Genomic DNA, 25956 nt, shown 5'->3' with positions numbered 1-25956 from the left:
AGTATGGAGTATCCCAAATAGACAGCTTGTTTGTTGACTGATAAACTATAAAGAATAGGCAATAATGTTGAGATTGAATGGTATGAATGAGAGGAATGTTAATATGAGCAAAACAGTAGTTTTAGCGGAAAAACCTTCAGTAGGACGGGATATTGCAAGAGTTTTAAATTGTAAGAAAAAAGGAAACGGCTTCTTTGAAGGTACTAAATATATAGTAACCTGGGCACTGGGGCACTTGGTTACACTGGCAGATCCTGCTGTGTACGATGACAAGTATAAGGAGTGGAAAATGGAGGATCTTCCTATGCTTCCAAATCGTCTGAAGCTTGTGGTTATGAAAAAGACAGGAAAACAATTCAGTACAGTGAAACAGCAATTAAATCGTAAGGATGTAAATGATATTGTCATTGCAACGGATGCTGGCAGGGAAGGAGAACTGGTGGCCCGCTGGATTATTGAGAAGGCACGGGTAAAAAAGCCAATCAAACGGTTATGGATCTCATCAGTTACTGATAAAGCCATTCGTGATGGATTCAAAAATTTAAAAAACGGCAGACAATATGAAAATTTATATGCATCCGCTCAGGCCAGGGCAGAAGCAGATTGGTATGTAGGATTAAATGCGACACGTGCGTTAACAACAAAATTTAACGCCCAGCTATCCAGTGGACGTGTTCAGACGCCGACTTTAGCGATGATTGCCAAAAGGGAAGAGGAAATTAAGCAGTTTAAGCCCCGTACTTTCTATGGAATACAGGCTTCTTCACCTAAAGGAATAACATTTACATGGCAGGATCATAAATCTAATAACTCTCGCATTTTTTCAAGAGAGACAGCCGATAAATTGATGGAGAAAGTAGACCATCAGCCTGCCGACATCACAAACGTCGAAACAAAACAGAAGAAAAGCTTTGCTCCACAGCTGTATGATTTAACAGAGCTTCAAAGGGATGCGAACCGTATATTTGGATTTTCTGGTAAGGAAACCTTATCTGCCATGCAAAAGCTTTATGAGCAGCATAAAGTGTTAACTTATCCAAGAACCGATTCCAGGCACCTATCCACAGATATCGTTCCTACCTTAAAAGATCGAATTAAGGCATGCAGTGTGGATGAATATAAAACGATTGTCAATCAGCTTTTACAAAAGAATATTAAACCAAATAAGCACTTTGTGGATGATCGAAAGGTGTCCGATCACCATGCGATTATTCCTACCGAGCAGCGAGTGCATCTGAGTGATTTAAATTCTAACGAACGGAAAATCTATGACCTGGTTGTCAAAAGATTCTTAGCTGTTCTGTCCGATCCATTTGAATATGAACAGCGGACGATAACGGCGAAAATCGGAAATGAAACATTTGTGGCCAAAGGAAAGTCGATAAAAAAATCAGGTTGGAAGAACATTTATCAAAATCAGCAGGATGATCGTGATGAACAGTTCGAACAACACATCCCTGAGCTTAAACAAGGCGATCACATCAAAAACATTACGATTCATCAGACGACTGGTGAAACAAAGCCTCCTGAGCACTTTACAGAAGGAAGTCTGCTTCAGGCTATGGAAAATCCCGTGAAATTTATGGAGCAGAAGGACGAGAAATTAGCAAAGACCATGAATCAAACCGGCGGACTGGGAACAGTAGCCACCCGCGCGGACATTATTGAAAAGCTATTTAACAACTACTATATCGAGAAAAAAGGAAAATACATTACTTTAACAGCTAAAGGAAAGCAGCTATTAGATCTGGTTCCTTCTGATTTACGCTCTCCGGCATTAACCGCTGAGTGGGAACAGAAGCTGTCTGCAATTGAAAAAGGAAAACTTAATAAGCAGGAATTTATTAAAGATATGAAGGACTATGCGGCATCGGTTGTAAAGGAAATAAAAAACAGTGATGCCAAGTATAAGCACCACAATATAACAGGAACCAAGTGTCCTGATTGTGGTAAGCAAATGCTTGAAGTCAATACGAAAAAGGGTAGAATGCTCGTCTGCCAGGATCGTTCATGCGGTCATAAAAAAAATATTGCGAAACAGACCAATGCAAGATGCCCGAACTGTCATAAAAAACTGGAACTTCGTGGTGAAGGAGAAGGACAGATCTTTGTATGTAAATGCGGTCATCGTGAAAAGCTTTCAACGTTTAACGAGAGAAAGAGAAAAGAAAAGCAAAATAAAGCATCGAAAAAAGATGTACAGAAATATATGAAAAAACAGCAAAATGACGAATTTACCAATCCGGCATTAGCGGAAGCTTTAGCAAAACTGAAAAAAGAGTAGATGATAAAACACCTCTAAATTGCAAAGAAGCAATTTAGAGGTGTTTTATGTTTTAAATCTATTCGGCCAGTCTTCGTCTTATCCCGCGCATGACCTGAACAGTCGCCTCCGCTTTTCTGTTAAAAATGCAGGCCGCATTCGGTTTTGTTCAGGCCGGCCCATCTGCCTTCCCTGGAGTCTGCGCCATTTTTAGTTGGGGAGGTGCAATATGTACAGCCAATGCTTGGATAATTCTGATCATGCAGTTCATTGTAGGGGACGCCGTTGGATTTAATATAATCCCAGATTTCATCCCAGGTCCAATGGATAAGGGGACACAATTTAATGGATTGAAATTTATCGTCTTTATTCACAAAATTAGTATTTGCACGTAAAGGAGACTGATCCCTTCGTAATCCAGAGATCCATGCCCTGGTATTGGATAACACATCCTTTAGAGGATCAATTTTCCGAATTTGACAGCATAAATCCGGGTTCTTTTCCCAGAGTCTGTCCCCATGCTTCTCAGCTTGCTCTTCAGGTGTTAATCGAGGTTTTACGAATTCAATCGTCAGCTTTGGATATTTCTTTTTTACTTCATCTATTAATTGATAGGTTTCCTTAAAATGAAAGTCTGTATCTAAAAATACAAGCTTAGCATCAGGCTTTATCTGATAAATCATATCTATAAGAACCATAGATTCCGCACCAAAACTGCAGGAATAAATTAAGTCATCACCAAACATATCATAACCCCAACGAATAACCTCAGTCGCTGTTTTCCCGTTTAAGGAATTATGGAGCTGCTGATAGTCTGAATCTGTAAGTGAATCATAAGATAAATATTTAGACTGTAGCACATTTACACCTCTCATGAAAATAACGGTAGTATCCTTCTATAAAGAATATCTTTTCCTCTAATATTCTGTCAAATGAAGTAATCAGATTACAGGTCATAATCAATAATTAAATATATCATTCATGGTATAATCAGTTATTAGAAGATTAATGTCTGGAGTGATTCGTGATGGGAAAATGGTTTCCAACGTTTTATGATTTTGCCATGAAACCCCTGGAAAAAAGAAGATTTAAGAGGATAAGAAGAAATTTACTTTCCCAAGCAACAGGTAGAGTGTTGGAAATTGGTTTTGGGACCGGCGTAAATTTCCCTTATTATAAAAATGCTGACCGTGTTGATGCCATTGAACCGAACCCCCGCATGATTGAACGGTCACAAAAAAATCTGATGAAATCGAACGCAGCAATAACAACCTTTACATCCAGTGCAGAACAGCTTCCTTTTTCGGATAACAGCTTTGATACAGTTGTGGCAACCCTTGTATTTTGTACGATACCTGATCCTCACCAGGCAATGAAGGAAATCCTGAGGGTAAGTAAACCTGGAGCCGCGCTTCTGTTCTTGGAGCATGTAAAATTAGACCAGCCTGGCCTGGCAAAAGCTCAGGAGGTCCTTACCCCCATTTGGAAAAAGGTATGTGACGGTTGTCATCTGGACCGTGATACGTTAGGCATGATTAAAACGTATGACGTAACAATCAAAAACGTTCAGGAATATTATAAAGGGTTGTTTTTAACCATAACCTGCTTAAACGATAAATAAACAAAAGCACCTGGGTTAGACCAGGTGCTTTTCTTAGTGCATAGGGAAAAAGATTAATTGGATTAGGAAGAGAATGGCAAACAGATAAAGTATCCAGTGAACATTCTTTCCCTGACCCTTAACAAGCTTTAAAAGGGGGTAGGTAATAAACCCGACTGCAATTCCCGTTGCTATGCTGGATGTTAGAGGCATGGTTAAAATGATGGCGAACGTAGGAAATGCTTCTATAAAGTTCTTCCATTCTACTTGTGATAACCCCTGCATCATATAAAAGCCTACAATAATCAGTACAGGTGCAGTAATAGCTGATAGACTGGAAACGGCCTCGACAACAGGAGAGAAAAACATAGCCGCGAAAAATAATAGAGCGACAACCAGTGATGTTAATCCTGTTCGTCCACCAGCACCAACTCCTGAAGCCGATTCAACATAAGCCGTGGAAGGACTCGTACCAAATGTGGAGCCTACGGTTGTCGCAATCGCATCCGCCATAAAGGCAGATTTAGCCTTAGGGAGCTTTCCGTCCTTCATAAGCCCCGCTTGTTCTGTTACCCCAATAAGAGTGCCAGTCGTATCAAACAAGGTGATAAGAAGAAATACAAAAACCGTTGCATAAAGCCCTTGAGTAAAGACACCGGCAATATTTAAATCAAAAAATACCGGGGCAGGGGGCAAGGAAAAGAATCCATTTTGAAATTCCAGATGACCGGTAAAATAGCCGATAACTCCTGTGAAAATCATTCCGAAAAATAAAGCTCCTTTGATATCCAGTGCAATCAAAATTAATGTTACAAACAACCCTGCAATACTAAGGAGAGTGACAGGACTTGTTAAATCACCTAATGCTACAAGATTTGCGGGGTTTGCCACTACGATTCCTGACATTCGTAAACCGAGAAACGCAATAAATAAGCCGATTCCAGCTGTAATTCCGAACTTAAGAGAGGCAGGAATTGCTTCAATGAGCATTTCTCTTACTTTAGTTAAGCTTAATAGAATAAACAAAATACCTGCCAGAAAGACAGTGCCCAATATCGTTTGATAGGTGAGCCCCTGTACCCCGGCAACCGTTGCAAAGTACGCGTTTAACCCCATACCGGGCGCTATTGCGATTGGGAAATTGGCGAATAAAGCCATAATAAGTGTACCGATTCCTGCTGAGATAATCGTAGCCATAAAGACTTGATCAAACGGAATTCCGGCAGCCTGAAGTATACTAGGGTTGACAAAGATAATATAGACCATCGTCAGGAAGGTTGTGAACCCTGCTGTTATTTCGGTTCGTGTATTTGTTCCATTTTTTTCAAGATTAAATTGTAGATTCATAATATCACCAATCTCTTTTCCGTATAATTTAACCAACGATTCCTATAATATTCGTTTTCTATTAAAATTTCAAGGGTCAATTCTTTTGGATTACCAAAAAATCCGGAAAGCCAGTACCATTGGTAGTAGCTTCCCGGATTATCATATACGTATATAAAATTTCAATGAATTTTATTTTTTCTTCATCAAATTACGCAGTATTCGTAAGCCGAGCTTTGATCCCGGATAACGGAAGGCCAGATCAAAGGCTGTTGTCTGCTTCAGGACGCTTTTATGATGAGAAAATGTATCAAAGGATGCTTTGCCATGATAGCTCCCCATCCCGCTCGTGCCTACACCGCCAAACGGAAGATAAGGGTTGGCTAGATGCATCAGAGTGTCATTGATACAACCGCCGCCGTACGTAATGTTTTTAATCATCCACTCTTGATTGGTGGTATTCTCTGAGAAGTAGTACAAAGCAAGGGGTCTTGATGCATTCTTGACCTCTTCCTTCACTTCACGCAACTGATTAAACGTAAAAATAGGGAGGATAGGTCCGAAAATCTCCTCCTGCATAACCGGGTCATCCCATGTTTGATCTTCCAGTAATGTAGGACTGATCATGAGCTTGCTTTCATCTGTATCTCCACCAAACACGACATTCTGTTCATTCAGAAACCCCTTTAGGCGGTTAAAATGTCTATCGTTTACGATTCGGGTGTAATCTTGATTTTCAATAGGATTTTCCCCATACAATTTCTTTACTTCATTTTTAAATCGTTCGAGAAACGCATCCTTAACGTCTTCATGTACATATAAGTAATCTGGTGCGACACATGTCTGGCCTGCATTCGTAAATTTTCCCCAGGCAATTCGTTTTGCTGCAAGGTCAAGCTTTGCATCGCGGTCAACGATACAAGGGCTCTTTCCACCTAACTCCAACGTTACCGGTGTTAAATGCTTACTTGCTTTCTCCATCACAATTTTACCAACGGGTTCACTGCCGGTAAAAAAGATATAATCGAAACGTTCATTAAGAAGCTCTTCACTTACCTCTTTATCTCCTTCGATGACCGTTACAAAATTTGCATCAAATGTCTCTTTAATCATATGACGTATTAAGCTGGAAACGTTAGGAGTAAATTCAGATGGTTTAATGACAGCGCAATTCCCGGCAGCAATAGCCCCAATTAAAGGTGCCAGTGTTAAATGAACGGGATAGTTCCAGGGACCAATAATCAGGGAAACCCCATAAGGTTCTTTATAAATAAAGCTTTTGGAGCCCTTATGAGTGAGAGGAGTTTTCACCTTTTTCGGACGCATCCATTCACCAAAAAATTTCATCGTTTCGGTGAGCTCTGTAAACAGAAAGCCCATTTCTGTAACAAATACTTCATACTCTGATTTATTTAAATCCTGTTTTAAAGCATGGTAAATATCCTTTTCATACCGTTCCAGCATACGCTTCATTTTTTCAAGCTGATGTTTACGAAAGGTATAGGTGAAGGTTTTGCTGCCTTCGTACATTTCCCTTTGCTTTTGGACGATTTCGCTGATGTTCATAGTACCCCTCCTAAACGTTCACCTGGTCAAAGTCATTTACTATTGTCGTGTTCGGAAAAACATTTGCAGCTCCTTCCAATAGCTGAGGGATATCTTCCTCAAGATACCGTGATGAAATATGGGTCAGGAGCAACCTGCCGACTTTAGCTTCTGCTGCGAGCGTGGCTGCCTGTTTCGTTGAAGAATGATAATATTCATAGGCGAGCTGCTCATCTTCTGCTCCAAACGTAGCTTCATGTATAAGGACATCAGCATGTTCGACAAATTCAGCATAAGCTTTTGAATAGCGGGTATCCCCGAATATACAAACGGTTTTTCCTTTTTTTGGTGGCCCTGTAAATTCCTCCCGATGAATCATCCGTCCATCAGGAAGAGTAACTTTAGGGTTTTCTTTAATCTGCTTATACAGAGGTCCCGGTTCAATGCCTGCACTTTTTAATTTATCCGGCTGAAGCTCACCAATCTTATCCTTTTCTTCAATACGGTAACCATAGGATGATACTCCATGATCGAGCCTGCGGACTTTCACCCTGAATTGCTCATCTTCAAAAAGGATGCCTTCTTCATTTATCTCATGAAAATGAATGTTATATTTTAAGTGGGTTTGACTAATGGCCAGAGAGGTTTGAACAAATTCCTTAATTCCCGGTGGTCCGTATAGTTCAACCGTTGATTCACCACCTTGAAAGGAACGGCTCCCCAACAGGCCTGGTAAGCCAAAAATATGATCGCCGTGTAAGTGGGTTATAAAAATTTTTTCGATTTTACCTGGTTTTATATGGGTATGCAAAATTTGATGCTGGGTTGATTCTCCGCAATCAAACAGCCAGACAGAACCCCTTTCCTGGAGGAGCTTCAAAGCAATTGATGACACATTTCGTTGTTTGGAGGGTACGCCGGCACCTGTTCCAAGAAAAAATAATTCCATATAAAAAAACCTCCTCCATAAAGTGAAACTTCCATCAGTGGGGGGGCTCCATCCCCCTCTGATGGTTAGTTGAACTTATCAGGAATTTAAAATAATCAACGCCAGCCACGCTTATATTGTGCAGGTGCTTCGATCGTTTCTCCCAGCTCATCAGCTGCTTGTTTTGGCCAATAGGGATTGCGTAAAAAGGCCCGGGCAAGGAAAACGAGATCAGCACGTTCGTTTTGCAAGATTTCTTCTGCCTGTACTCCACGGGAAATGAGGCCAACTGCACCTGTCGGAATGTCCGCTCCTCTGCGGATCTCTTCTGCATATGTAACCTGATAACCCGGGTAGGAAGGGACCTTTACAGGAATCACCCCGCCGGAGCTGCAGTCAATCAAATCGATGCCCTGCTGCTTCATTTCCTTTGCAAAGTATATAAAATCTTCCTTTTGATTACCATTCTCATCATATTCATTAGCTGAAATTCTCACAAATAATGGAGCCTTCCAAACCTCTTTTACGGCATCAATAATCTCACGCAGGAAACGGTAGCGATTCTCCGTTGATCCCCCGTATTTATCCGTGCGCTTATTAGTTAATGGTGACAAAAACTGATTAATTAAATACCCATGGGCGCCATGAATTTCGATTATATCAAAACCGGCTTTCTTAGCCCGCATAGCTCCATTCCTGAAGGCTTTTACAGCGTCATCAATAGCGGCCTGGTCCATTTCCACAGGTGTTTGATAGTCATCGCTGAATGCCATAGGGGAGGATGAATAAATTTCTGATGGCAGACCTGCTTTACGTCCGGCATGCCCCAGTTGAATCGCAGCTTTTGCTCCATGTCGATGAACCGCTTCCGTAATCTGCAGCAGACCATCAATGTGTTCATCCTCCCAAATGCCTAAGTCATTCAGGGATATGCGGCCTTCAGGTTTAACCGCTGTAGACTCGACCATGATCAAGCCGGCCTGCCCAACTGCACGGCTTTCATAGTGCGTGATATGGAAGGGCTGAACTTTCCCATCCTGAGATACAACAGAGTACATACACATTGGTGACATAACAATGCGGTTCTTTAGTGTTACATCCCCGATGGTGAATGGTGTGAATAACTTGGCAGACATATGATAACCCCCTATATGTAATGGTAAATCTTTATGTTTTGGTTCTGTATATTCTGTTTTTGCCACTTGGATTGAAAGGTAGTGTGCAGGATGGTTTTATTTTACTGAAAAAATAACGAATATGAAAAGGACCTGCTTACCTTCTTCTTTGAAAAGGATGGATTCGTTTGGATGTCCGTTCGTTCGGAAGGCTGGACCGTTGCTTTAAGGCGAAATCTGGAACATCCGTGAACAGGCCTGCACATTTGAATTTATAACACCGGTCCATTTGTGCTGGTCGGTTAACCGTAAACACACGCAAGTCCAGTCCGGTTTTCCGGCACTCTTCTACTAATTGTGAGGAAAGGATTCGATATTTGATATGTAATCCATTACAGCCGATGGACCGGGTAAATTGAGTTAATCGCCGTATTTTACTTGTCGTGAGAAATGCGGTGTTGGCAGCTGGGTCAAGTTTGTACATCCGTTCCATACTTTTCGGATTGAAGCTGGAAAAAACGGTTCTCTCCAGCAGACCATAATCCTTAACCATGTTATATACAATACTCTCCAGATTTTTATAATCAATCACATTGTTTTTTAACTCCAAATTCAGTTTCAAAGATTTTGGAGAAATCCATTGTAAGAATTTTTCTAATGTTACAATAGATGTATTCGTGAAGGATGAAGAAAACCAGGAACCTGCATCCAGCTGAATGATTTCCTGTAATGTGTAATCCTGTACAAATCCAATTCCATTTGTTGTTCTCCTTACATTTTCATCATGGATAAGAACAGGGATATGATCTTTCGTCAATTGTACATCGGTTTCAATACCATCTGCATTCATTTCATATGCAAGTTCAAAAGCTGGCATTGTGTTCTCTGGAGCATATTGGGATGCGCCTCGATGTGCGAATATCCTGGTTTTCATTTTTTTCACCCTTTCCAAAATGTTTCAACAGTGGGGCGTAGGAAACTCTTTTTTGATTGTGGGAGATTTCAAAGGAAAAGTCAATATCATTTTTGAAGGGAGAGCCTGACATGAAGAAATGGCAGACCAAAGAGCAATTAACGGATCTGTTGTGTACACTTGTTGATTATCCAAGTATTACCGGTTCTGATGCTGAAATTGCGGTTGTGCAGTATATTCATCATTTATTATCCGAACGAACGTACTTTCAGGATCATCCTGAGCATTTATCTTTGGATCCCCTGGATGATGGCAGACAGCTATTATCCGCCTTGGTAAAAAAAGATTCAGGTACCCGGGATACCCTGGTATTCATCAGTCACATTGATGTGGTTGATGTGGAGGACTATGGGCCTTACGTAAATCTTGCTTTTCGGCCGAAAGAGTTAACGGCGGAACTTTATAAAAACCTGAATCAGTTACCTAAGGATGCTCAACAGGATATACAAACAGGAAACTGGCTGTTCGGACGGGGAACAATGGATATGAAAGCCGGCTTAACTCTACAACTGTCCATGTTGGAAAAAGCAATGAACGGACAGTTCACCGGTAACCTCCTTTTACTGGCCGTTCCGGACGAAGAGGCTAATTCATCAGGAATGCTTGCCGCTCTTCCTGTTTTAAAAAAATGGAAGGAAGCAGAAGGTCTTCGCTTTAAAGCTGGTTTGAATTGTGAGCCTGTATTTCGCAGGCATCCAGGCGATGAGGGGTATTACATTTATAAGGGTTCCATTGGAAAAGTGCTGCCTGGATTTTATTGCTATGGGAAGGAAACGCATGCAGGTGAACCTTTTAATGGCATTAATGCAAACCTCATGATTAGTTATTTAAATCAGGAACTTGAGCTTCAGGAGGACTTTATTGAAACAGCAGGCGATGAAACCACACCACCGCCTGTTAGTCTGATGAACCGGGACTTAAAGGAAAAATATTCGGTACAGACACCGTTATCTGCCATTTCGATGTATAACGTTTTATTTATGAAGCAAAGCATTCAGGATATGACCAATAAACTTCTTCAAGCAGCTAATCGGGCGAAGGAGCAGATCGAAAAGCATTATGAGCGTAAGGCTTCGGCTTTTTCCAACAGGTCCAGGAACCATTTTCATTCTGATCTGTACGTACGTGTTATGCTTTATGAAGGCTTATATAAAGAAGCAGTTGACAGACATGGGGAGCAGGAAGTATTAAGACGTCAAAACTTGCTCATGAATAATCGGGAGGAAGGTGATCGGGATTTTTCCACTCTCCTTGTGCAGGATTTGGCCTACTTATGTAAAGACCTGGCTCCGATGATGGTTTTGTTCTACAGTCCGCCATTTTATCCGTCTGTTTCTTCAAAGGGTCATCCGCTTATTGAGGATGTACTTGATTTCGTTCAGCAACTTTTCCATGAAAGACACCAAATGGCTGTTGAATCTATTGAATTTTTCCCGGGTCTTTCGGATTTAAGCTTTATCGGGCCAATGACGTCCGAACAAAAAACCAGACAATTAAAAATGAATATGCCTATTGATGAAAAGGGGTATACGTTTGACCACGACGCATTACATGAAATAACCATGCCTGTTTTAAATATAGGGCCTTTCGGGAAGGATCCCCATCAATGGACAGAAAGATTGGAACTCACTTACTCATTTGACGTATTGCCAGACGTATTAACTCATGGGATTGAACGCATTTTTTACCAAACAGGCAATATGAAAAATGACAAATCGGTAAAAGAGGAGTAAAATAAATAAATGAATACTCATTCAGTATAGTTTTTGCTTGGAGGTCAGGACATGATTAAAACAGAAAAAGTGTATCAAATAACCGTCCCAACACCGTTTCCAGTTGGCGATGTGCATATGTATTTATTAAAAGGAGAGACGTTGTCCTTAATTGATGCAGGAGTAAATACTGATGAAGCCTGGGAAGCTTTTCAGGATCAAATCAAACAGACCGGGTATTCGCTCAGGGATATTGAACAAATTATTTTAACCCACCATCATCCGGACCATACTGGGCTGGTCAGTCGTTTTGATCATGTTCAGAATGTTTATGCACACTCCCTTGTGCAAAAATGGCTTACAAAAGATCAGGATTATTTTGAGCGATATTTCCAGTTTTTTGAGGACTCCTATAAGACCTGGGGAGTGCCGGATCGTTTCCAGGCTGTACTTAAAGCCATAAAAAGCAATCAGCATTTAGCCGGTGAAGGACAACTAACCGGTTTTCTGAAGGATCAGGATCCATTGCCTGGTCATGAGGACTGGACTGTTCTGGAGACTCCAGGTCATGCACAAAGTCATTTATCCTTTTATAATCCGGCTACTCATGATCTGATGACCGGGGATCACACGTTATATCATATTTCTTCCAATCCATTACTGGAACCGCCGATAGAAAAGCATCAGCCCCGTCCAAAGCCTATGCTGCAATACCGGGAATCGATGGAAAAAATGCTTACTTATGAAGTGAATCAGGTTTACCCTGGACATGGTCCTATGTTTCAACAGGTAGATACCATAATAAGAGAACGCTTAAAAAGGCAGGAAAAAAGAGCCGAAAAAGTTTATTTCCTGCTAGAGGATGGTCCATTGACACCATTTGAAGTATGTCAGAGACTATTTCCAAAGAAGTTTGAGACCCAGTTCGAATTAACATTATCAGAAACAATGGCTCAATTGGATTACTTAGAATCGATTAACAAAGTAAAAATAGAACAACACGAAAATCAAATGACTTATAGAAAAGCGTAGGCGACTGTTTAGGTCATGCGGGATAAGACGAAGACATGGAGTGGCGCGGGTTTGGCCACGGAATGGCTTTGGCTTATATCCGCCTTGACCTAGGAGCCGTAGCTGGACAAAGAAAAGCGTAGGCGACTGTTTAGGCCCGGGAGCCGCAGATTGACAATGAGAAAGTAAGGGTTGATTGCATGATCAATGGAAAACGAATCGTCATCACAGGAGCATCGAGCGGAATTGGAAGCAGGATAGCGTGGCATGTAGCGGAGAATGGCGGCTTTCCTATTCTTGTAGCTCGTTCCCGTGATAAATTACAGAAAATAACAGAGGAGATCAGGCAGAATAATTCACTTGATGCGGATTATTACGTTTGCGACGTAGGGAACGGGGAGGAATGGCAGGGAACGATGAACCAGATTGTTGAGGACTTTGGACAAATCCATGTCCTCATTAATAATGCTGGCTTTGGTTTATTCCAGCCTGTTTCCGATATGAAATTGACCGAGTTTGAAAATATGTACCGAGTCAATGTGTATGCCCTTATCCAGGCCTCCCAATTTTTTGCTTCCCACATGGCTGAGTTTGGCGAAGGTCACATTATGAACATTGCGTCTCAGGCTGGTAAGATGGCCACGCCCAAAGCAGCGGGTTATGCAGCAACCAAGCATGCGGTCGTAGGCTTTACTCATGGTCTTCGGATGGAAGTGGAAAAGCAGGGAGTCTCGGTGACAGCTGTCAATTTAGGACCGGTAAAAACAAACTTTTTTGAAACAGCTGACCCCGGTGGAGGCTATGCAAAGTCCGTTGCCCGGTATATGCTGGATGCAGATAAAGTAGCTCAGAAAATTGTTCATAAAATATACAGGCCTGTAAGGGAAATCAATCTGCCCTTGTGGATGGAGCTTGGAAGCCGGATTCATAAACTGTTTCCCCACTTAGTAGAAAAAATGTTAAAGGGACAGTTCCGGAAAAAATAAAAAAACTACAAGAAAAGGGAGGAGGATAAAATGTCTCATCATAAGCCCTTTAATGATGCCATCGATCATATGCAGCGTGTAGAAGGGGCTCCAGTTGGCAGGGGAGGGCGCCTGCCAAAACCTATTAATTTCATAGGTTACTTTCTATTTGGCGGAATGTTCATCATGACCGTATTAATCATCTTTCTGCATTTTTTCCAAGGCTGAGGTACAGAACAGATGACAGAAGAATTAAGACAGCTTTTATAGTAGGACTAAAGGCACTAAAGCCGAATGTGTGAAAAAAAGGCTCTGAGCTTTGTTTAAAGCTCAGAGCCTTTTCTGATTTTATAGAATAAGTTCAGTGGATAAATGGGCCTTTCGTTTGGATGCTTAGATTCTGCGTAATTGAATCGTTTTAATGATATGATCATCTTCCTTACGCATAATAATATCTGCCCGGTTCTTGGTCGGTTTTATGTTTTTTTGCAGGTTTACACTGTTAATGTTGTTCCAGATTTCTGTAGCTACTCTGGTCGCTTCCTCATCAGACAGATTGGCATAACGATTGAAATAAGACTTTGGATCCCGAAACGCTGTTGAACGCAGCTTTTTAAACCGGTCAACATACCAGCGTAATAAATCGGCTTCACTGGCATCAACATAAAGGGATAAATCAAAAAAGTCCGAAACGAACACACTGTGCTTGGACGGTTTAGGTGTTTGCAGCACATTAATTCCTTCAACAATGACGATGTCCGGCTGTTCCAGGGTATTGTATTCACCCGGAATGATGTCATAGGTTAAATGTGAATAAATGGGAACCTTCACCTGTTGTGCTCCGGATTTCAGTTTAATTAAACAATCTACCAGTGCTCTTGTGTTATAGCTTTCCGGAAATCCTTTGCGATTCATAAGTCCTCTTTCTTCCAGGACTGCGTTCGGATAAAGATAACCATCCGTCGTAATGATTTCCACTTTTGGATGATTGGGCCATCGGGATAATAGGGCTCTGATAATACGGGCTGTTGTGCTTTTCCCAACCGCCACGCTTCCCGCAATTCCAATAATAAAGGGTACCTTGTTCGTTTGCTTGCCAAAGAACGTATCCGTAATGGAGTGGAGCTGCTGGGACCCGGTTATGTATAAATTAAATAAGCGGGTTAAAGGTAAATAAATATTTGAAACTTCCTCCATGGATAGCTGTTCATTGACGCCCTGCAATTCCTCAATTTCAGATTCCGTTAAGGTCATCGGTGTGTTAAATCGGAGCCTGGCCCACTCCTCTTTCGTAAATGTCATGTAAGGTGAGTAGTTTTCCATAAATATACCTCGTTTATCTATGTCATATTTTTGTCAAATTTTACGATACTTCTAATCTATCATAATACAAACTTTACAATTTCATCAACTACCAAAAATAGCGCTTTCATGGATTTGGAAAAAACTGCACTTGATAAACCGAACATATATTCGCATAATAAACATATAATGATTTACTAAGGAGCGGTTATTTATGGGCAATCCAGTCATTGATTATAGTGCTTTTCCAGAGCGAAAAATTTTATGTATCGATATGAAGAGCTTCTATGCCAGCTGTGCCGCTGTGGCCCGTGGTCTTGATCCAATGACCTGTCATCTTGCGGTTGTTGGAAATGTGGATCGTCCGGGCAGTGTGGTGCTGGCAGCGTCTCCTGCGTTAAAAAAGGATTTTGGAATTCGCACGGGGAATCGTTTGTTTGAAATTCCGGATGACCCGAAGATTGTTGTTGTCCCCGCACAGATGAAGATGTATCTGGAAATCTCTGTGGAAATCACCCGTCTGTTCCACCAGTTTGTACCGAAAGAATCCATTCATACCTATAGTGTTGACGAAAGCTTTCTTGATGTGACCGGGACGGAGAAAATGTGGGGTAGCGCACAGGAATTAGCCGGACGGATTAAACAGGAGCTGCTGGAGACCTTTCAAATTCCGTCAGCTGTAGGAATTGGACCCAACATGTTAATGGCAAAGCTGTGTCTGGATTTAGATGCCAAAAAAACCGGGATTGCTGAATGGACCTATGAGGATATTCCAGAGAGGCTTTGGCCGGTTTCTCCCTTAAGTCAAATGTGGGGAATTGGCTCAAGGCTGGAGCGAAGACTGAATCGAATGGGGATTACAAACGTCCGTCAGCTTGCTCATTATCCACTCGAAAAATTGGAGAAAACATTTGGAGTCATGGGGAATCAGCTGTTCTATCATGCCAATGGAGTGGATCTATCGGAATTAGGAGCACCCATTTTAGATGGACAGATCAGCTTCGGAAAAAGCCAGATTTTACTTCGCGATTATACTGATCCCGAGGAAGTGCGCTATGTCATTTTAGAAATGTGTGAGGAGGTGGCCAAACGTGCCCGGGAAAGTCATAAAATTGGCCGGACAGTAAGCCTTGGAATCGGTTATAGCAAAGATGAAGGGGGAGGAGGCTTTTATCGTTCAAGAACGATGGATGAACCGACGAATATCACTTCAGATATTTTCTCTGTTTGCATGCAGCTCTTTCAGCAATTCTATGAGCAGAAAACGGTCAGAAAAATTTCGATTGCACTTTCGAACATTATGGAGGATGATTACATTCAACTTAGTCTGTTTGATGAAGATCGGGATAAAAAACGGGCGTTAGCCTATACAGTGGATGATATTCGCAATAAATATGGAAGTGCGGCTTTGCTGCGGGCGGTTTCCTATACAAAAGCCGGCACTGCCGTTCATCGAAGCGGACTTGTTGGAGGACATTATGCAGGGGAAAACCATTAGTGGATCGATGATAATAGCTTGCAATTTCAACATAACATCACATTTTTTCTTAATAAAGGGAGTTTTCTATAAATTATAACAATTTCTATTCATCTTAATGAGTAAATTATGTTATGATGCTATACAAATATAAGAAAGGATGAAGCAGATGTCTCTTGAAAGTGTAAAAGCTCATTTCAAACAATGGGATCGTGAACAGGATGTGATGGAATTTGATACCTCGAGTGCAACCGTAGGAGAAGCTGCGGAAACAATAGGTGTTATCCCGGCTCGCATTGCAAAAACACTTTCTTTTCGCGGACAGGAGGAAAAGGCCATTCTCGTAGTTGCTGCAGGAGATGCGAAAATTGATAACAAAAAGTTTCGCAAAACCTTTGGCTATAAAGCACGAATGCTAAGTCCGGATGAGGTGCTGGAACAGACAGGACATGCTATCGGCGGTGTCTGTCCTTTTGGATTAAAACAGGAACTGGATGTTTATCTGGATGTCTCCATGAAACGATTTGATACGATATTCCCGGCGTGTGGAAGTACGAATTCAGCGATTGAACTGTCCACTTCCGAATTATTTGAGTACTCCTTCGCTAAAGAATGGGTGGATGTATGTAAAGGCTGGGAAGGGGCGGTTGAACAAGAAGCTGAACCTGTTCCTCATCGTTCCCAATAAGGCTCATTTAGATTTTGAAATGCTCACCTGTCATCATGGAGGGATAATATTTTGTTACTCGAACAATCATAAGGGCCACACCTTCACCTCTACTGGAAGGGATGGCCCTATAACTGCCCCTTGCCGCTTTATCACTTTAAAGTGGTGAGGGACAGTCCCGAGTTAACGGTGCTTATCATATTGAACAGGTCTTGTTAATTCCTGGAGCTGCTTATACATGTCGTTATTCCAGTTCGTCAATTCTGTATAAGTTAAGTTAGCGTTTAATTGATCAACTGAGCTTGCGCCAAATGTTGCGGTTGCTAACGCTGGATGGTGTAAAATATAAGAAAGGGCAAGGGCGTTTGGCGTAATTTCGTCATTTGCAAGCTCTAGAAACTTCGGTAAAATGTATTTAAGCTCTGCATAACTATAATCCAAATAGCCGTTCTGCGCCTTCTTTTCCACCTGCTCGATCCCTTTTTTCGTCAGCATCCCTTTAGCCATAGGTCCTCTGGCAATCACACTGACCTGGTTCTGATGCAGAAGGTCCAGCATTTCTTCTTCAGGTCGGCGGTCCAATAAACTGTATTGCATCATGACACTAACAATATTGGATTTTTTAATATACTCCCGAATGACGTTTGGACGTATGGAGGAAATTCCGTAATAACGAATGAGTCCTTCCTGCTTAAGCTCTTCAAATGCCTCAATGGTTTCATCAATAGGGTCCTCTATCGTACCCCCATGAAGCTGGTAGAGGTCGATATAATCGGTTTGTAAACGCCGTAAGCTTTCCTTCACTTCTTCCTTTATGTATCCCTTGGAAGGATCCCAGTACCAGCCTTCCTTACCTGGTTCAAAATGGTTACCTACCTTGGTTCCAATAATCACTTCATCACGTTTTCCTTTTACGGCTGCACCGACAATGGATTCATTTGCTCCGAAGTCATATAGATCTGCTGTATCTAAATAATTGATGCCTGAATCGAGGGCACGGTCAATAATCTCTGACGCTTTTTTCTCATCTGTACCCAGGGACATACATCCCAGCGAAATTTCCGATACATATAAATCCGAAGTCCCAATCTGCCGTTTTTCCATCAAATCTCCTCCTTCTTAACCTTATATATCCATTCTAAAAAGTTAAAGCAAGTATGACAAATCTTTTTGATATATACTAAAAATGATACAGTGGAAAAGGAAAACGAACGAGGAGATGGTAAGATGAAAAAATTTGAGGAAAAGACAATCGGCTCCAAAACGATTTTTGAAGGAAAAATCATCGATATTTTTCACGAGGATGTGAAACTGCCCAATGGAAAAACGTCAAAAAGGGAGATTGTAAAACATCCAGGAGCTGTCGCTGTCATTCCCATTACAAAGGAAAATAAATTGGTAATGGTCGAACAGTTTCGCAAGCCTCTCGAACGAAGCCTTGTAGAAATCCCGGCTGGAAAATTGGAAAAGGGTGAGGATCCTGAGAAGTCCGCCATACGCGAGCTGGAAGAGGAAACAGGTTACAGAACGCCTCAATTATCCCATGTGACTTCCTTCTATACTTCACCTGGATTTTCTGATGAACTGATCCATATTTATTTAGCAAGAGAGCTGGAAAAAGTAGAAAACCCTGCATCACCAGATGAGGACGAATTTGTGGAACTAATGGAATGTACTCTGGAGGAAGCGAACAGACTAGTAGAGGAACAAAGAATTTTTGATGCAAAAACCGCTTATGCCATTACTTATCTCAATGCACAAGGGATGGAATGAGGAATGACACTAAAGGATTACTTTGTTGACTTACATGTACATATTGGACGTACGATGTATGGAAGTCCTGTTAAAATTACCGCTTCCAATTCTTTAACACTAACCAATATTTTATATGAAGCATCTGAGCGCAAAGGTTTGGATATGATTGGAATCATCGATGGACATGTCCCGGAAGTTCAGGAAGAATTATTGAAGCTCATGGACCGCGGGGAAGCCAATCCCCTTGAAGGTGGGGGGATCAGATATGGGCAGGCAACACTGATTCTAGGGTCTGAAATTGAAGTTTATGATGAGAATTGCAAAGGCCCCATTCACGTACTGTGCTTTTTTGAAACACTGGAGAAAATGAACCAGTTTACCCAGTGGTATCAGAAGCGGGTTAAAAATTATACGCTCAGTTCACAACGAATTTATGAAAATGCCCATAACCTTCAGAGTAAAGTCAAAGAGCTTGATGGTTTGTTTATACCGGCTCATATCTTCACTCCATTTAAAAGTGTATACGGAAAAGGGGTAAAAGAAAGCATGACAGAAATTCTCAACCCGGAACAGATTGACGCTGTTGAGCTGGGACTAAGCTCTGATACGAGTATGGCTGATCAAATTTCGGAATTGCATACATTTCCCTTTTTAACGAATTCAGATGCCCATTCCTTGAAAAAAATGGCCAGGGAGTACCAGAAAATCAGAATGAAGGCACCTGTGTTTCATGAATTACGACGTGCTTTAGCTTTTGAGGACGAACGAACAATTGAAGCCAATTACGGGATGAATCCTTTGCTTGGAAAATACTATACAACAGTATGTGCAAATTGTTTGCAGCCATCATCTTTTGGTGAACCCTGCCCAAACTGTGGTCACTCTAAAGTCATTAAGGGTGTGTCGGAGCGTATCCGTGAGCTAGCTGATGCAAAAGATACTGCACCGGAACCGAAGAGACCTCCCTATATTCACCAGGTACCTTTAGAATATTTGCCAAAGCTTGGCCCCAAAACACTTGAAAAGATGCTTACAAACGTGGGTACCGAAATGTATATTCTGCATAAAGCCACCGACCGGGAGCTGCTTTCGGTTTGTTCAGAACATATCGTTCACATGATTAAAGAAATGAGAGAGGGAAACCTTTCCCTGCTGGCAGGTGGTGGAGGAAAATATGGAAGGGTAAGGACGGATTAATCTTAAAGAATTCCTCTATTCAATTGGTCTATTTTCAGAAATCATCTCATAGAGTAGAACTAGAAAAGGATTTGATAGAGATTTCAGACTTATTGAATGGAGGATAAGCATGGGGAAAAACAGGAAACGAATACGTAAAAACATTCAGATAAGTGAATATAGCAGTATTTATTTGTTTGTGTTTATCTTACTGTTAATCGGCATTGTGTTTGGTGCGATACTTGTAAATAGTATGAATTTTATTCAAAAGCAGGATCTATTCTTCTACCTCCATCAATTTTTGGAAGATATTCAGGGAGAGCGTCTCCTGCAAACGAAGGATTTATTTCAGTCAAGCTTTTTTTATCATTTTAAATATATACTGCTCATTTTTATTCTAGGGCTATCCATTATTGGCATTCCTGTCATTTGGATTTTTATATTTATGAAGGGAATTGTGATTGGTTTTTCAGTCGGTTTTTTAGTTAATCAGCTGGGCTGGTATGGGCTTTTAATGGCTACAGTATCCATTGCCCCGCAAAACTTGTTTATTATTCCGGCTTATATTATCGGGGGAAGCTTCGGAATGATTTTTTCTCTTCATTTAATAAGAAGACTTTTTTCTGCAAGAATACAAAAAACATCGATACGAAATTTATTCATGCAATATTCCACTGTTCTTCTCATTGTACTGGTCATTGCCTTTATGGGGGCTTTAATTGAAACCTTTATTTCCCCTTACACAATGAGGATGGTCTCTCAATGGGTGTTATGATAGAAGCCAAATGATAATGATTATTCCCTCCAGATTATAATAATTTTAATTTGACACTTTTTACATGTCTGCTTATAATAATAGTGGAGTTACGAGGGAGGGAGAATACATATGGAACATCGTCTTGAAAAAATAAAAAAACAGCTGCATTCCCAGAGCTATAAATTAACACCGCAAAGGGAAGCAACTGTACGTGTATTATTGGAAAATGAAGAGGATCATTTAAGTGCAGAAGACGTTTACCTCCTCGTAAAGGAAAAAGCTCCGGAAATCGGATTGGCTACGGTCTATCGTACGTTGGAACTGTTATTTGAATTGAAAGTTGTCGATAAAATTAATTTTGGTGATGGAGTATCCAGATATGATCTTCGTAAAGAAGGTGCCGAGCATTTTCATCATCATTTAGTCTGCATTGAGTGCGGCTCTGTAGAAGAAATAGAGGACGATTTACTCGACGATGTTGAACGGATTGTAGAAAGTGACTGGGGATTCAAAGTAAAGGATCACCGTTTAACCTTCCACGGAATTTGCCGGGCCTGCCAGTCTAAAGCAGAAGAGAAAGAAAAAGTATCCTCATAAATAGATTCATGCAAACCTGTTTCCTGTTATATGGAAAGAGGTTTTTCGTTTTCCGGGAAATTATAAAATCCAGACTATGTGGTAGTCGGGTTTCATCTATTTACAAATGAACCGTTTTCCGTTACGTTAGAATTGTGTGGAAATCTTAGAAAAATCGTATAAATCCTCTGGATATTGGCATATCTTGTACTAGGTTTCTTTTTACCAGACAGTAACTATAAAAGGAGATTTAGTGATGACAGGATGGTACCAATATTTCAAGGAGTTTTTAAAGGTTTTTCTGGTCTTTGTAATCTGTACTTTTTTCTTTTACTATGGCTTGAAATTGATGCATGAGGAATATGAGGATTTCCATCGCTACGACCAGCCAAAAGGGAATGCGGCTGAGGTTTTTCAGTTAGAGGATTCCCATTGGGTGGATCGGTTATCTATCTTTTTTCGATTAGGAGAATAGAATATGAGACATGAAACAAAGGATTTCTTACACTATTTGCAAGTTGAGCGGGGCCTATCAGAAAATACGCTTCGATCTTATGAAAGAGATTTACATCAATATACGACTTTTTTACAGGAAAAATGCGAGATTACAGACACAAAGGAAATCCAGCGTATTCATGTTTTACAATTTTTAAGCGACTTACATAATAAGGGTCGCACAGCTTCAACGACTGCAAGGATTCTTTCCACAATAAGAGCGTTTCATCAGTTTCTGATAAGGGAAACAGATATGGAGCATGATCCCAGTCTGCACATTGAAACGCCAAAGAAGGAGCGAAAGTTACCTAAAATCCTGTCCAGCAAAGAAGTTGAAGATCTGCTGGATTTACAGGGAAATGATGCATTAACCATTCGAAATCGAGCCATGCTGGAAATGTTATATGCAACCGGACTACGTGTAACAGAGCTATTAACGCTGACGTTAAATGATCTGCATTTAACGATGGGCTTTGTCCGGTGCTATGGGAAAGGATCCAAAGAACGGATTATTCCCCTGGGTTCTCATGCGGAAAAAGCCGTCGAACATTACTTGTATCATTCACGTTCCCTTTTATTAAAGGAAAAGAAAGAAGATGCACTGTTTTTGAATCATCGGGGAAAGGCGATGACCAGACAGGGATTTTGGAAGGTTTTAAAAGCGATTGCGAGAGAGAAGGGAATTCAAAAAGAAATTACTCCCCATACTCTCAGGCACTCCTTTGCAACCCACTTGCTTGAAAATGGCGCTGATTTAAGGGCGGTTCAGGAGATGCTTGGACATGCTGATATTTCAACCACGCAGGTGTATACACATGTAACGAAAGCAAGATTAAAAGATATTTATAAAAACTATCATCCAAGAGCATAGACCTTAATTTTTGTTTTTGGTTGTCTGACATCCTACAACCTTGCCTGAATTATATTCTTACTTGAATTAGGGAATGTCATAATATAGGAGGGATTATTGATGAAAACTTTTAAGCGAACTTTTTTAATTGTCATGGATTCGGTCGGAATCGGGGAAGCACCAGATGCACAACAATTTAATGATAAAGGTGCTGATACTTTAGGACATATTGCTGAGCGAATGAATGGACTGAATATGCCAAACATGGGAAAGCTCGGCTTAAGTAATATTCGCCAAATTCCTGGAATCGAACAAGCAAATCAGCCGGAAGCTCATTATACAATTATGCAGGAAGCTTCTAATGGTAAGGATACGATGACCGGTCACTGGGAGATTATGGGCTTATATATTGATAAGCCTTTTCGAACGTTTCCTGATGGATTCCCACCTGAACTGGTCAAGCAATTAGAGGAGAAAACCGGGCGTAAAGTTATCGGGAATAAACCAGCCTCAGGTACGGAAATCATTAAAGAACTTGGTCAGGAACATATGGAATCAGGAGCACTTATTGTCTATACGTCTGCTGATTCTGTTTTACAAATTGCTGCACATGAAGAAGTGGTTTCCCTTGATGAACTTTATGAAATTTGTGAAATTGCCCGAGAAATAACAAAAGATGAAAAATACATGGTTGGACGTGTTATTGCCCGTCCATTTGTTGGTGAACCAGGAGCATTTGAGCGTACTTCCAACCGTCACGATTATGCCTTAAAACCATTTGGAAGAACTGTTATGAATGACCTGAAGGATGAAGGGTATGATGTGATTGCACTCGGTAAAATTTCAGATATTTATGATGGGGAAGGTGTGACAAAAGCCATTCGCACAAAAGATAATATGGATGGTATGGATAAATTGGTTGAATCTATGGATGAAGATTTCCATGGCTTAAACTTTTTGAATTTAGTGGACTTTGATGCGAAGTATGGTCATCGCCGGGACCCGCAAGGATATGGAGAAGCACTGGAAGCTTATGATAGAAGGCTACCTGAAGTCTTAAATAAATTAAGGGATGATGACTTACTTATCATTACAGCCGATCATGGAAATGATCCTGTGCACCATGGAACGGATCATACCCGGGAAGTTGTTCCTCTTCTCGTCTACCATAATCAAATTGGAGAAGGGAAAGAGCTTTCTGTTCGAAAAACATTTGCTGATATCGGTGCAACCGTTGCCGAAAACTATCAGATTAAAATGCCGGAGCATGGAGAAAGTTTTCTAAAGGATATTGAGTAGGAGGAAAACACTGTGAGTCAAATGAAAGAAGCTGCAGCATTTATAACGAATAAGATTACAGGAAAGCAACCGGATACAGGCCTTATTTTGGGGTCTGGCCTCGGAGTGTTAGCTGATGAAATTGAAGATCCTATCGTTATTAATTATAAAGATATTCCTCATTTTCCACAATCCACAGTTGCAGGACATAAAGGTCAGCTTGTAATAGGAACACTTGAGGGAAAAGAAGTCATAGCCATGCAGGGACGTTTTCATTATTATGAAGGCTATGCCATGGAGCAGGTAACCTTTCCTGTAAGAGTCATGAAGGAATTGGGCGTTGAAAAATTGTTGGTAACCAATGCTGCTGGAGGAATTAATGAATCCTTCCAGCCCGGTGATTTAATGCTTATTCAGGATCATATAAATATGATGGGGGACAATCCGCTGATTGGTCCCAATGCAGATGAAATGGGTCCCCGTTTTCCGGATATGTCTCAGGCCTATGATCACGACCTTATCAAACTTGCAGAAGGCTGTGCCGATAAGCTTCATTTAAATATCCAAAAAGGAGTTTATGTCGGAAATACGGGTCCTTCTTATGAAACAGGTGCCGAAATTCGTATGCTGAGAACCCTTGGGGGAGATGCAGTAGGAATGTCTACAGTCCCGGAGGTTATCGTTGCCAATCATGCAGGACTTAAAGTGCTGGGCATTTCCTGTATTTCGAACATGGCAGCGGGGATTCTGGATCAGCCTTTATCCCATCAGGAAGTGATAGAAACGACGGAAAAAGTAAAACAGGACTTTTTATCCTTTGTAAAAGAAATTGTTCGTTCTTTACCTTAATAAACCCGCAATTTGAAAGGGTGACGGAATATGAGAATGTATGATGTGATTACAAAAAAACGAGATGGGAAAGCCCTGACGAAAGAGGAAATTGATTTTTTTATTGAGGAATATACACAAGGGAATATTCCCGATTATCAGGCCAGCGCTCTGTGTATGGCCATCTTCTTTCAGGACATGACAGAAGAAGAACGGGCGAATCTAACGATGGCGATGGTCAACTCCGGAGATACCATTGACCTGTCATCCATTGAAGGAATAAAAGTGGATAAACATTCTACAGGTGGTGTAGGAGATACAACAACCCTGGTTCTGGCTCCTCTGGTAGCATCTCTAGGTGTTCCGGTAGCCAAAATGAGCGGGCGGGGGTTAGGCCACACCGGTGGTACCATTGATAAATTGGAATCTGTATCAGGATTCCATGTTGAAATGGACAAGGATGAATTCATAGAACTAGTAAATCAGAATAAGGTTTCGGTGATTGGTCAATCAGGGAATCTTACACCTGCGGATAAAAAGCTTTATGGTCTGCGCGATGTAACGGCAACAGTAAATTCCATACCTTTAATAGCCAGCTCTATTATGAGTAAAAAAATTGCGGCTGGTGCCGATGCCATTGTTTTAGATGTGAAAACAGGTGCCGGGGCTTTTATGAAAACAGAAGATGAGTCGGAGGAATTAGCCAAAGCCATGGTATCTATCGGTAATCAGGTTGGACGCAGAACAATGGCGGTTATCAGTGACATGAATCAGCCGCTGGGTCATGCCATTGGAAATGCCTTAGAAGTTCAGGAAGCCATTGATACTCTGAAAGGAGAAGGACCTGATGATCTGACAGAACTATGTCTGACACTGGGCAGTCAGATGGCTGTTTTAGGAAACCAGGCTCAAACTCTGGATGAAGCAAGAAGCAAGCTTGAACAAAATATCCGTAATGGAAATGCTCTTGAAAAATTCCGTACCTTTTTAGAATCTCAGGGTGGAGATGGTCAAGTGGTTGAAAAACCTGAGTTACTGCCCCATGCCAAGTATAAAATTGAACTCCCTGCCCGGGAAAGCGGTTATGTGAGCGGAATGACCGCCGATGAGATTGGCAAAGCTGCGATGCATTTAGGTGCAGGCAGAGCAACGAAGGAATCTGAAATTGATTTAGCTGTAGGCTTAATGCTAAACAAAAAAATCGGTGACTACGCAGAAGCTGGTGAGTCGCTGGTAACCATTCATTCAAACCAGGAAAACATCGAAGAAATTAAAGAAACGCTTTATAAAAATATCCAGATTCAAAAAGACTCCGTAAACAAACCAAAACTCGTACGCAAAATTATTGAATAGTCTT

At 41.1% G+C, this 25956-nt stretch carries 25 protein-coding genes; 17 read left to right on the top strand and 8 right to left on the bottom strand.

Annotated features, from left to right (window positions below; all coding sequences use genetic code 11):
• Positions 1–103: 103 nt before the first annotated feature.
• Positions 104–2284, top strand: a complete 2181-nt coding sequence (locus ACZ5OK_RS10705) for a DNA topoisomerase III (RefSeq protein ID WP_343836779.1) — start codon at positions 104–106, stop codon at positions 2282–2284.
• 119 nt (positions 2285–2403) lie between these two features.
• On the opposite strand, the gene ACZ5OK_RS10700 is transcribed toward ACZ5OK_RS10705, so the two are convergent.
• Positions 2404–3123, bottom strand: a complete 720-nt coding sequence (locus tag ACZ5OK_RS10700) for a phosphoadenylyl-sulfate reductase (RefSeq protein WP_343836776.1) — start codon at positions 3121–3123, stop codon at positions 2404–2406.
• A gap of 167 nt (positions 3124–3290) precedes the next feature.
• Between ACZ5OK_RS10700 and ACZ5OK_RS10695 the strand changes: the two genes are divergently transcribed.
• Positions 3291–3884, top strand: coding sequence for a class I SAM-dependent methyltransferase (locus ACZ5OK_RS10695; RefSeq protein WP_343836774.1), 594 nt, complete (start codon positions 3291–3293; stop codon positions 3882–3884).
• Between the two features lie 33 nt (positions 3885–3917).
• On the opposite strand, the gene ACZ5OK_RS10690 is transcribed toward ACZ5OK_RS10695, so the two are convergent.
• The 5 genes from ACZ5OK_RS10690 to ACZ5OK_RS10670 all read right to left on the bottom strand — a co-directional run bounded on the left by ACZ5OK_RS10690 (position 3918) and on the right by ACZ5OK_RS10670 (position 9711).
• Positions 3918–5210 (bottom strand): NCS2 family permease, encoded by a 1293-nt coding sequence (locus ACZ5OK_RS10690; RefSeq protein WP_343836771.1) that lies wholly within the window; start codon positions 5208–5210, stop codon positions 3918–3920.
• A 171-nt stretch (positions 5211–5381) separates the two neighbouring features.
• Positions 5382–6755, bottom strand: coding sequence for an aldehyde dehydrogenase (locus ACZ5OK_RS10685; RefSeq protein ID WP_343836769.1), 1374 nt, complete (start codon positions 6753–6755; stop codon positions 5382–5384).
• 10 nt (positions 6756–6765) lie between these two features.
• Positions 6766–7683, bottom strand: coding sequence for a ribonuclease Z (rnz, locus tag ACZ5OK_RS10680; protein ID WP_343836767.1), 918 nt, complete (start codon positions 7681–7683; stop codon positions 6766–6768).
• A 95-nt stretch (positions 7684–7778) separates the two neighbouring features.
• Positions 7779–8798, bottom strand: coding sequence for an NADPH dehydrogenase NamA (gene namA, locus ACZ5OK_RS10675; protein WP_343836765.1), 1020 nt, complete (start codon positions 8796–8798; stop codon positions 7779–7781).
• A 136-nt stretch (positions 8799–8934) separates the two neighbouring features.
• Positions 8935–9711, bottom strand: a complete 777-nt coding sequence (locus tag ACZ5OK_RS10670; protein ID WP_343836763.1) for a glycerophosphodiester phosphodiesterase — start codon at positions 9709–9711, stop codon at positions 8935–8937.
• Positions 9712–9821: 110 nt separating this feature from the next.
• Here ACZ5OK_RS10670 and ACZ5OK_RS10665 point away from each other — a divergent pair, with 110 nt between their 5' ends.
• The 4 genes from ACZ5OK_RS10665 (at position 9822) to ACZ5OK_RS10650 (ending at position 13666) form a co-directional block, all read left to right on the top strand.
• Positions 9822–11483: a M20/M25/M40 family metallo-hydrolase gene (locus tag ACZ5OK_RS10665; protein WP_343836760.1), complete on the top strand. Its 1662-nt coding sequence runs from the start codon at positions 9822–9824 to the stop codon at positions 11481–11483.
• Between the two features lie 51 nt (positions 11484–11534).
• Positions 11535–12494, top strand: a complete 960-nt coding sequence (locus tag ACZ5OK_RS10660) for an MBL fold metallo-hydrolase (RefSeq protein ID WP_343836757.1) — start codon at positions 11535–11537, stop codon at positions 12492–12494.
• Between the two features lie 179 nt (positions 12495–12673).
• The gene (locus tag ACZ5OK_RS10655) at positions 12674–13459 is read left to right on the top strand and encodes an SDR family NAD(P)-dependent oxidoreductase (protein WP_343836754.1); all 786 of its coding nucleotides are present in this window, start codon (positions 12674–12676) and stop codon (positions 13457–13459) included.
• Between the two features lie 30 nt (positions 13460–13489).
• On the top strand, positions 13490–13666 hold the full coding sequence (locus ACZ5OK_RS10650; RefSeq protein ID WP_343836752.1) for a hypothetical protein: 177 nt from the start codon (positions 13490–13492) through the stop codon (positions 13664–13666).
• Positions 13667–13831: 165 nt separating this feature from the next.
• Here the strand turns inward: ACZ5OK_RS10650 and coaA are convergent, their stop codons facing one another.
• On the bottom strand, positions 13832–14761 hold the full coding sequence (coaA, locus tag ACZ5OK_RS10645) for a type I pantothenate kinase (protein WP_343836750.1): 930 nt from the start codon (positions 14759–14761) through the stop codon (positions 13832–13834).
• A 193-nt stretch (positions 14762–14954) separates the two neighbouring features.
• On the opposite strand from coaA, the gene ACZ5OK_RS10640 reads away from it, so the two are divergent.
• The gene (locus ACZ5OK_RS10640; RefSeq protein WP_343836747.1) at positions 14955–16238 is read left to right on the top strand and encodes a Y-family DNA polymerase; all 1284 of its coding nucleotides are present in this window, start codon (positions 14955–14957) and stop codon (positions 16236–16238) included.
• A gap of 148 nt (positions 16239–16386) precedes the next feature.
• Positions 16387–16905, top strand: a complete 519-nt coding sequence (locus tag ACZ5OK_RS10635) for a YbaK/EbsC family protein (protein ID WP_343836744.1) — start codon at positions 16387–16389, stop codon at positions 16903–16905.
• A gap of 162 nt (positions 16906–17067) precedes the next feature.
• On the opposite strand, the gene ACZ5OK_RS10630 is transcribed toward ACZ5OK_RS10635, so the two are convergent.
• A complete protein-coding gene (locus ACZ5OK_RS10630) occupies positions 17068–17988 on the bottom strand; it encodes an aldo/keto reductase (RefSeq protein ID WP_343836742.1) in 921 nt (306 codons plus the stop codon).
• Positions 17989–18111: 123 nt separating this feature from the next.
• On the opposite strand from ACZ5OK_RS10630, the gene ACZ5OK_RS10625 reads away from it, so the two are divergent.
• From ACZ5OK_RS10625 to ACZ5OK_RS10585, 9 genes are all read left to right on the top strand, one after another.
• Complete coding sequence (locus tag ACZ5OK_RS10625) at positions 18112–18657, top strand: NUDIX hydrolase (RefSeq protein ID WP_343836739.1); 546 nt, start codon at positions 18112–18114, stop codon at positions 18655–18657.
• Positions 18658–18660: 3 nt separating this feature from the next.
• Positions 18661–19836: an endonuclease Q family protein gene (locus tag ACZ5OK_RS10620; protein WP_343836738.1), complete on the top strand. Its 1176-nt coding sequence runs from the start codon at positions 18661–18663 to the stop codon at positions 19834–19836.
• A 109-nt stretch (positions 19837–19945) separates the two neighbouring features.
• Positions 19946–20590 (top strand): stage II sporulation protein M, encoded by a 645-nt coding sequence (spoIIM, locus tag ACZ5OK_RS10615; protein WP_343836735.1) that lies wholly within the window; start codon positions 19946–19948, stop codon positions 20588–20590.
• A 111-nt stretch (positions 20591–20701) separates the two neighbouring features.
• On the top strand, positions 20702–21169 hold the full coding sequence (fur, locus tag ACZ5OK_RS10610) for a ferric iron uptake transcriptional regulator (RefSeq protein ID WP_343836733.1): 468 nt from the start codon (positions 20702–20704) through the stop codon (positions 21167–21169).
• Positions 21170–21404: 235 nt separating this feature from the next.
• Positions 21405–21623: a DUF4227 family protein gene (locus tag ACZ5OK_RS10605; RefSeq protein ID WP_343836732.1), complete on the top strand. Its 219-nt coding sequence runs from the start codon at positions 21405–21407 to the stop codon at positions 21621–21623.
• Positions 21624–21626: 3 nt separating this feature from the next.
• The gene (gene xerD / locus ACZ5OK_RS10600) at positions 21627–22514 is read left to right on the top strand and encodes a site-specific tyrosine recombinase XerD (RefSeq protein ID WP_343836731.1); all 888 of its coding nucleotides are present in this window, start codon (positions 21627–21629) and stop codon (positions 22512–22514) included.
• Positions 22515–22613: 99 nt separating this feature from the next.
• Complete coding sequence (gene deoB / locus ACZ5OK_RS10595) at positions 22614–23792, top strand: phosphopentomutase (protein WP_343836729.1); 1179 nt, start codon at positions 22614–22616, stop codon at positions 23790–23792.
• 21 nt (positions 23793–23813) lie between these two features.
• Positions 23814–24620, top strand: coding sequence for a purine-nucleoside phosphorylase (locus ACZ5OK_RS10590; RefSeq protein WP_343837732.1), 807 nt, complete (start codon positions 23814–23816; stop codon positions 24618–24620).
• Positions 24621–24650: 30 nt separating this feature from the next.
• A complete protein-coding gene (locus ACZ5OK_RS10585) occupies positions 24651–25952 on the top strand; it encodes a pyrimidine-nucleoside phosphorylase (RefSeq protein WP_343836728.1) in 1302 nt (433 codons plus the stop codon).
• Positions 25953–25956 lie beyond the last annotated feature (4 nt).

The sequence above is a fragment of the Salinibacillus aidingensis genome, from assembly GCF_055393355.1.
The sequence above is the reverse complement of the archived record's forward strand: the minus strand, read 5'-3'. Positions and strand labels throughout refer to the sequence as shown.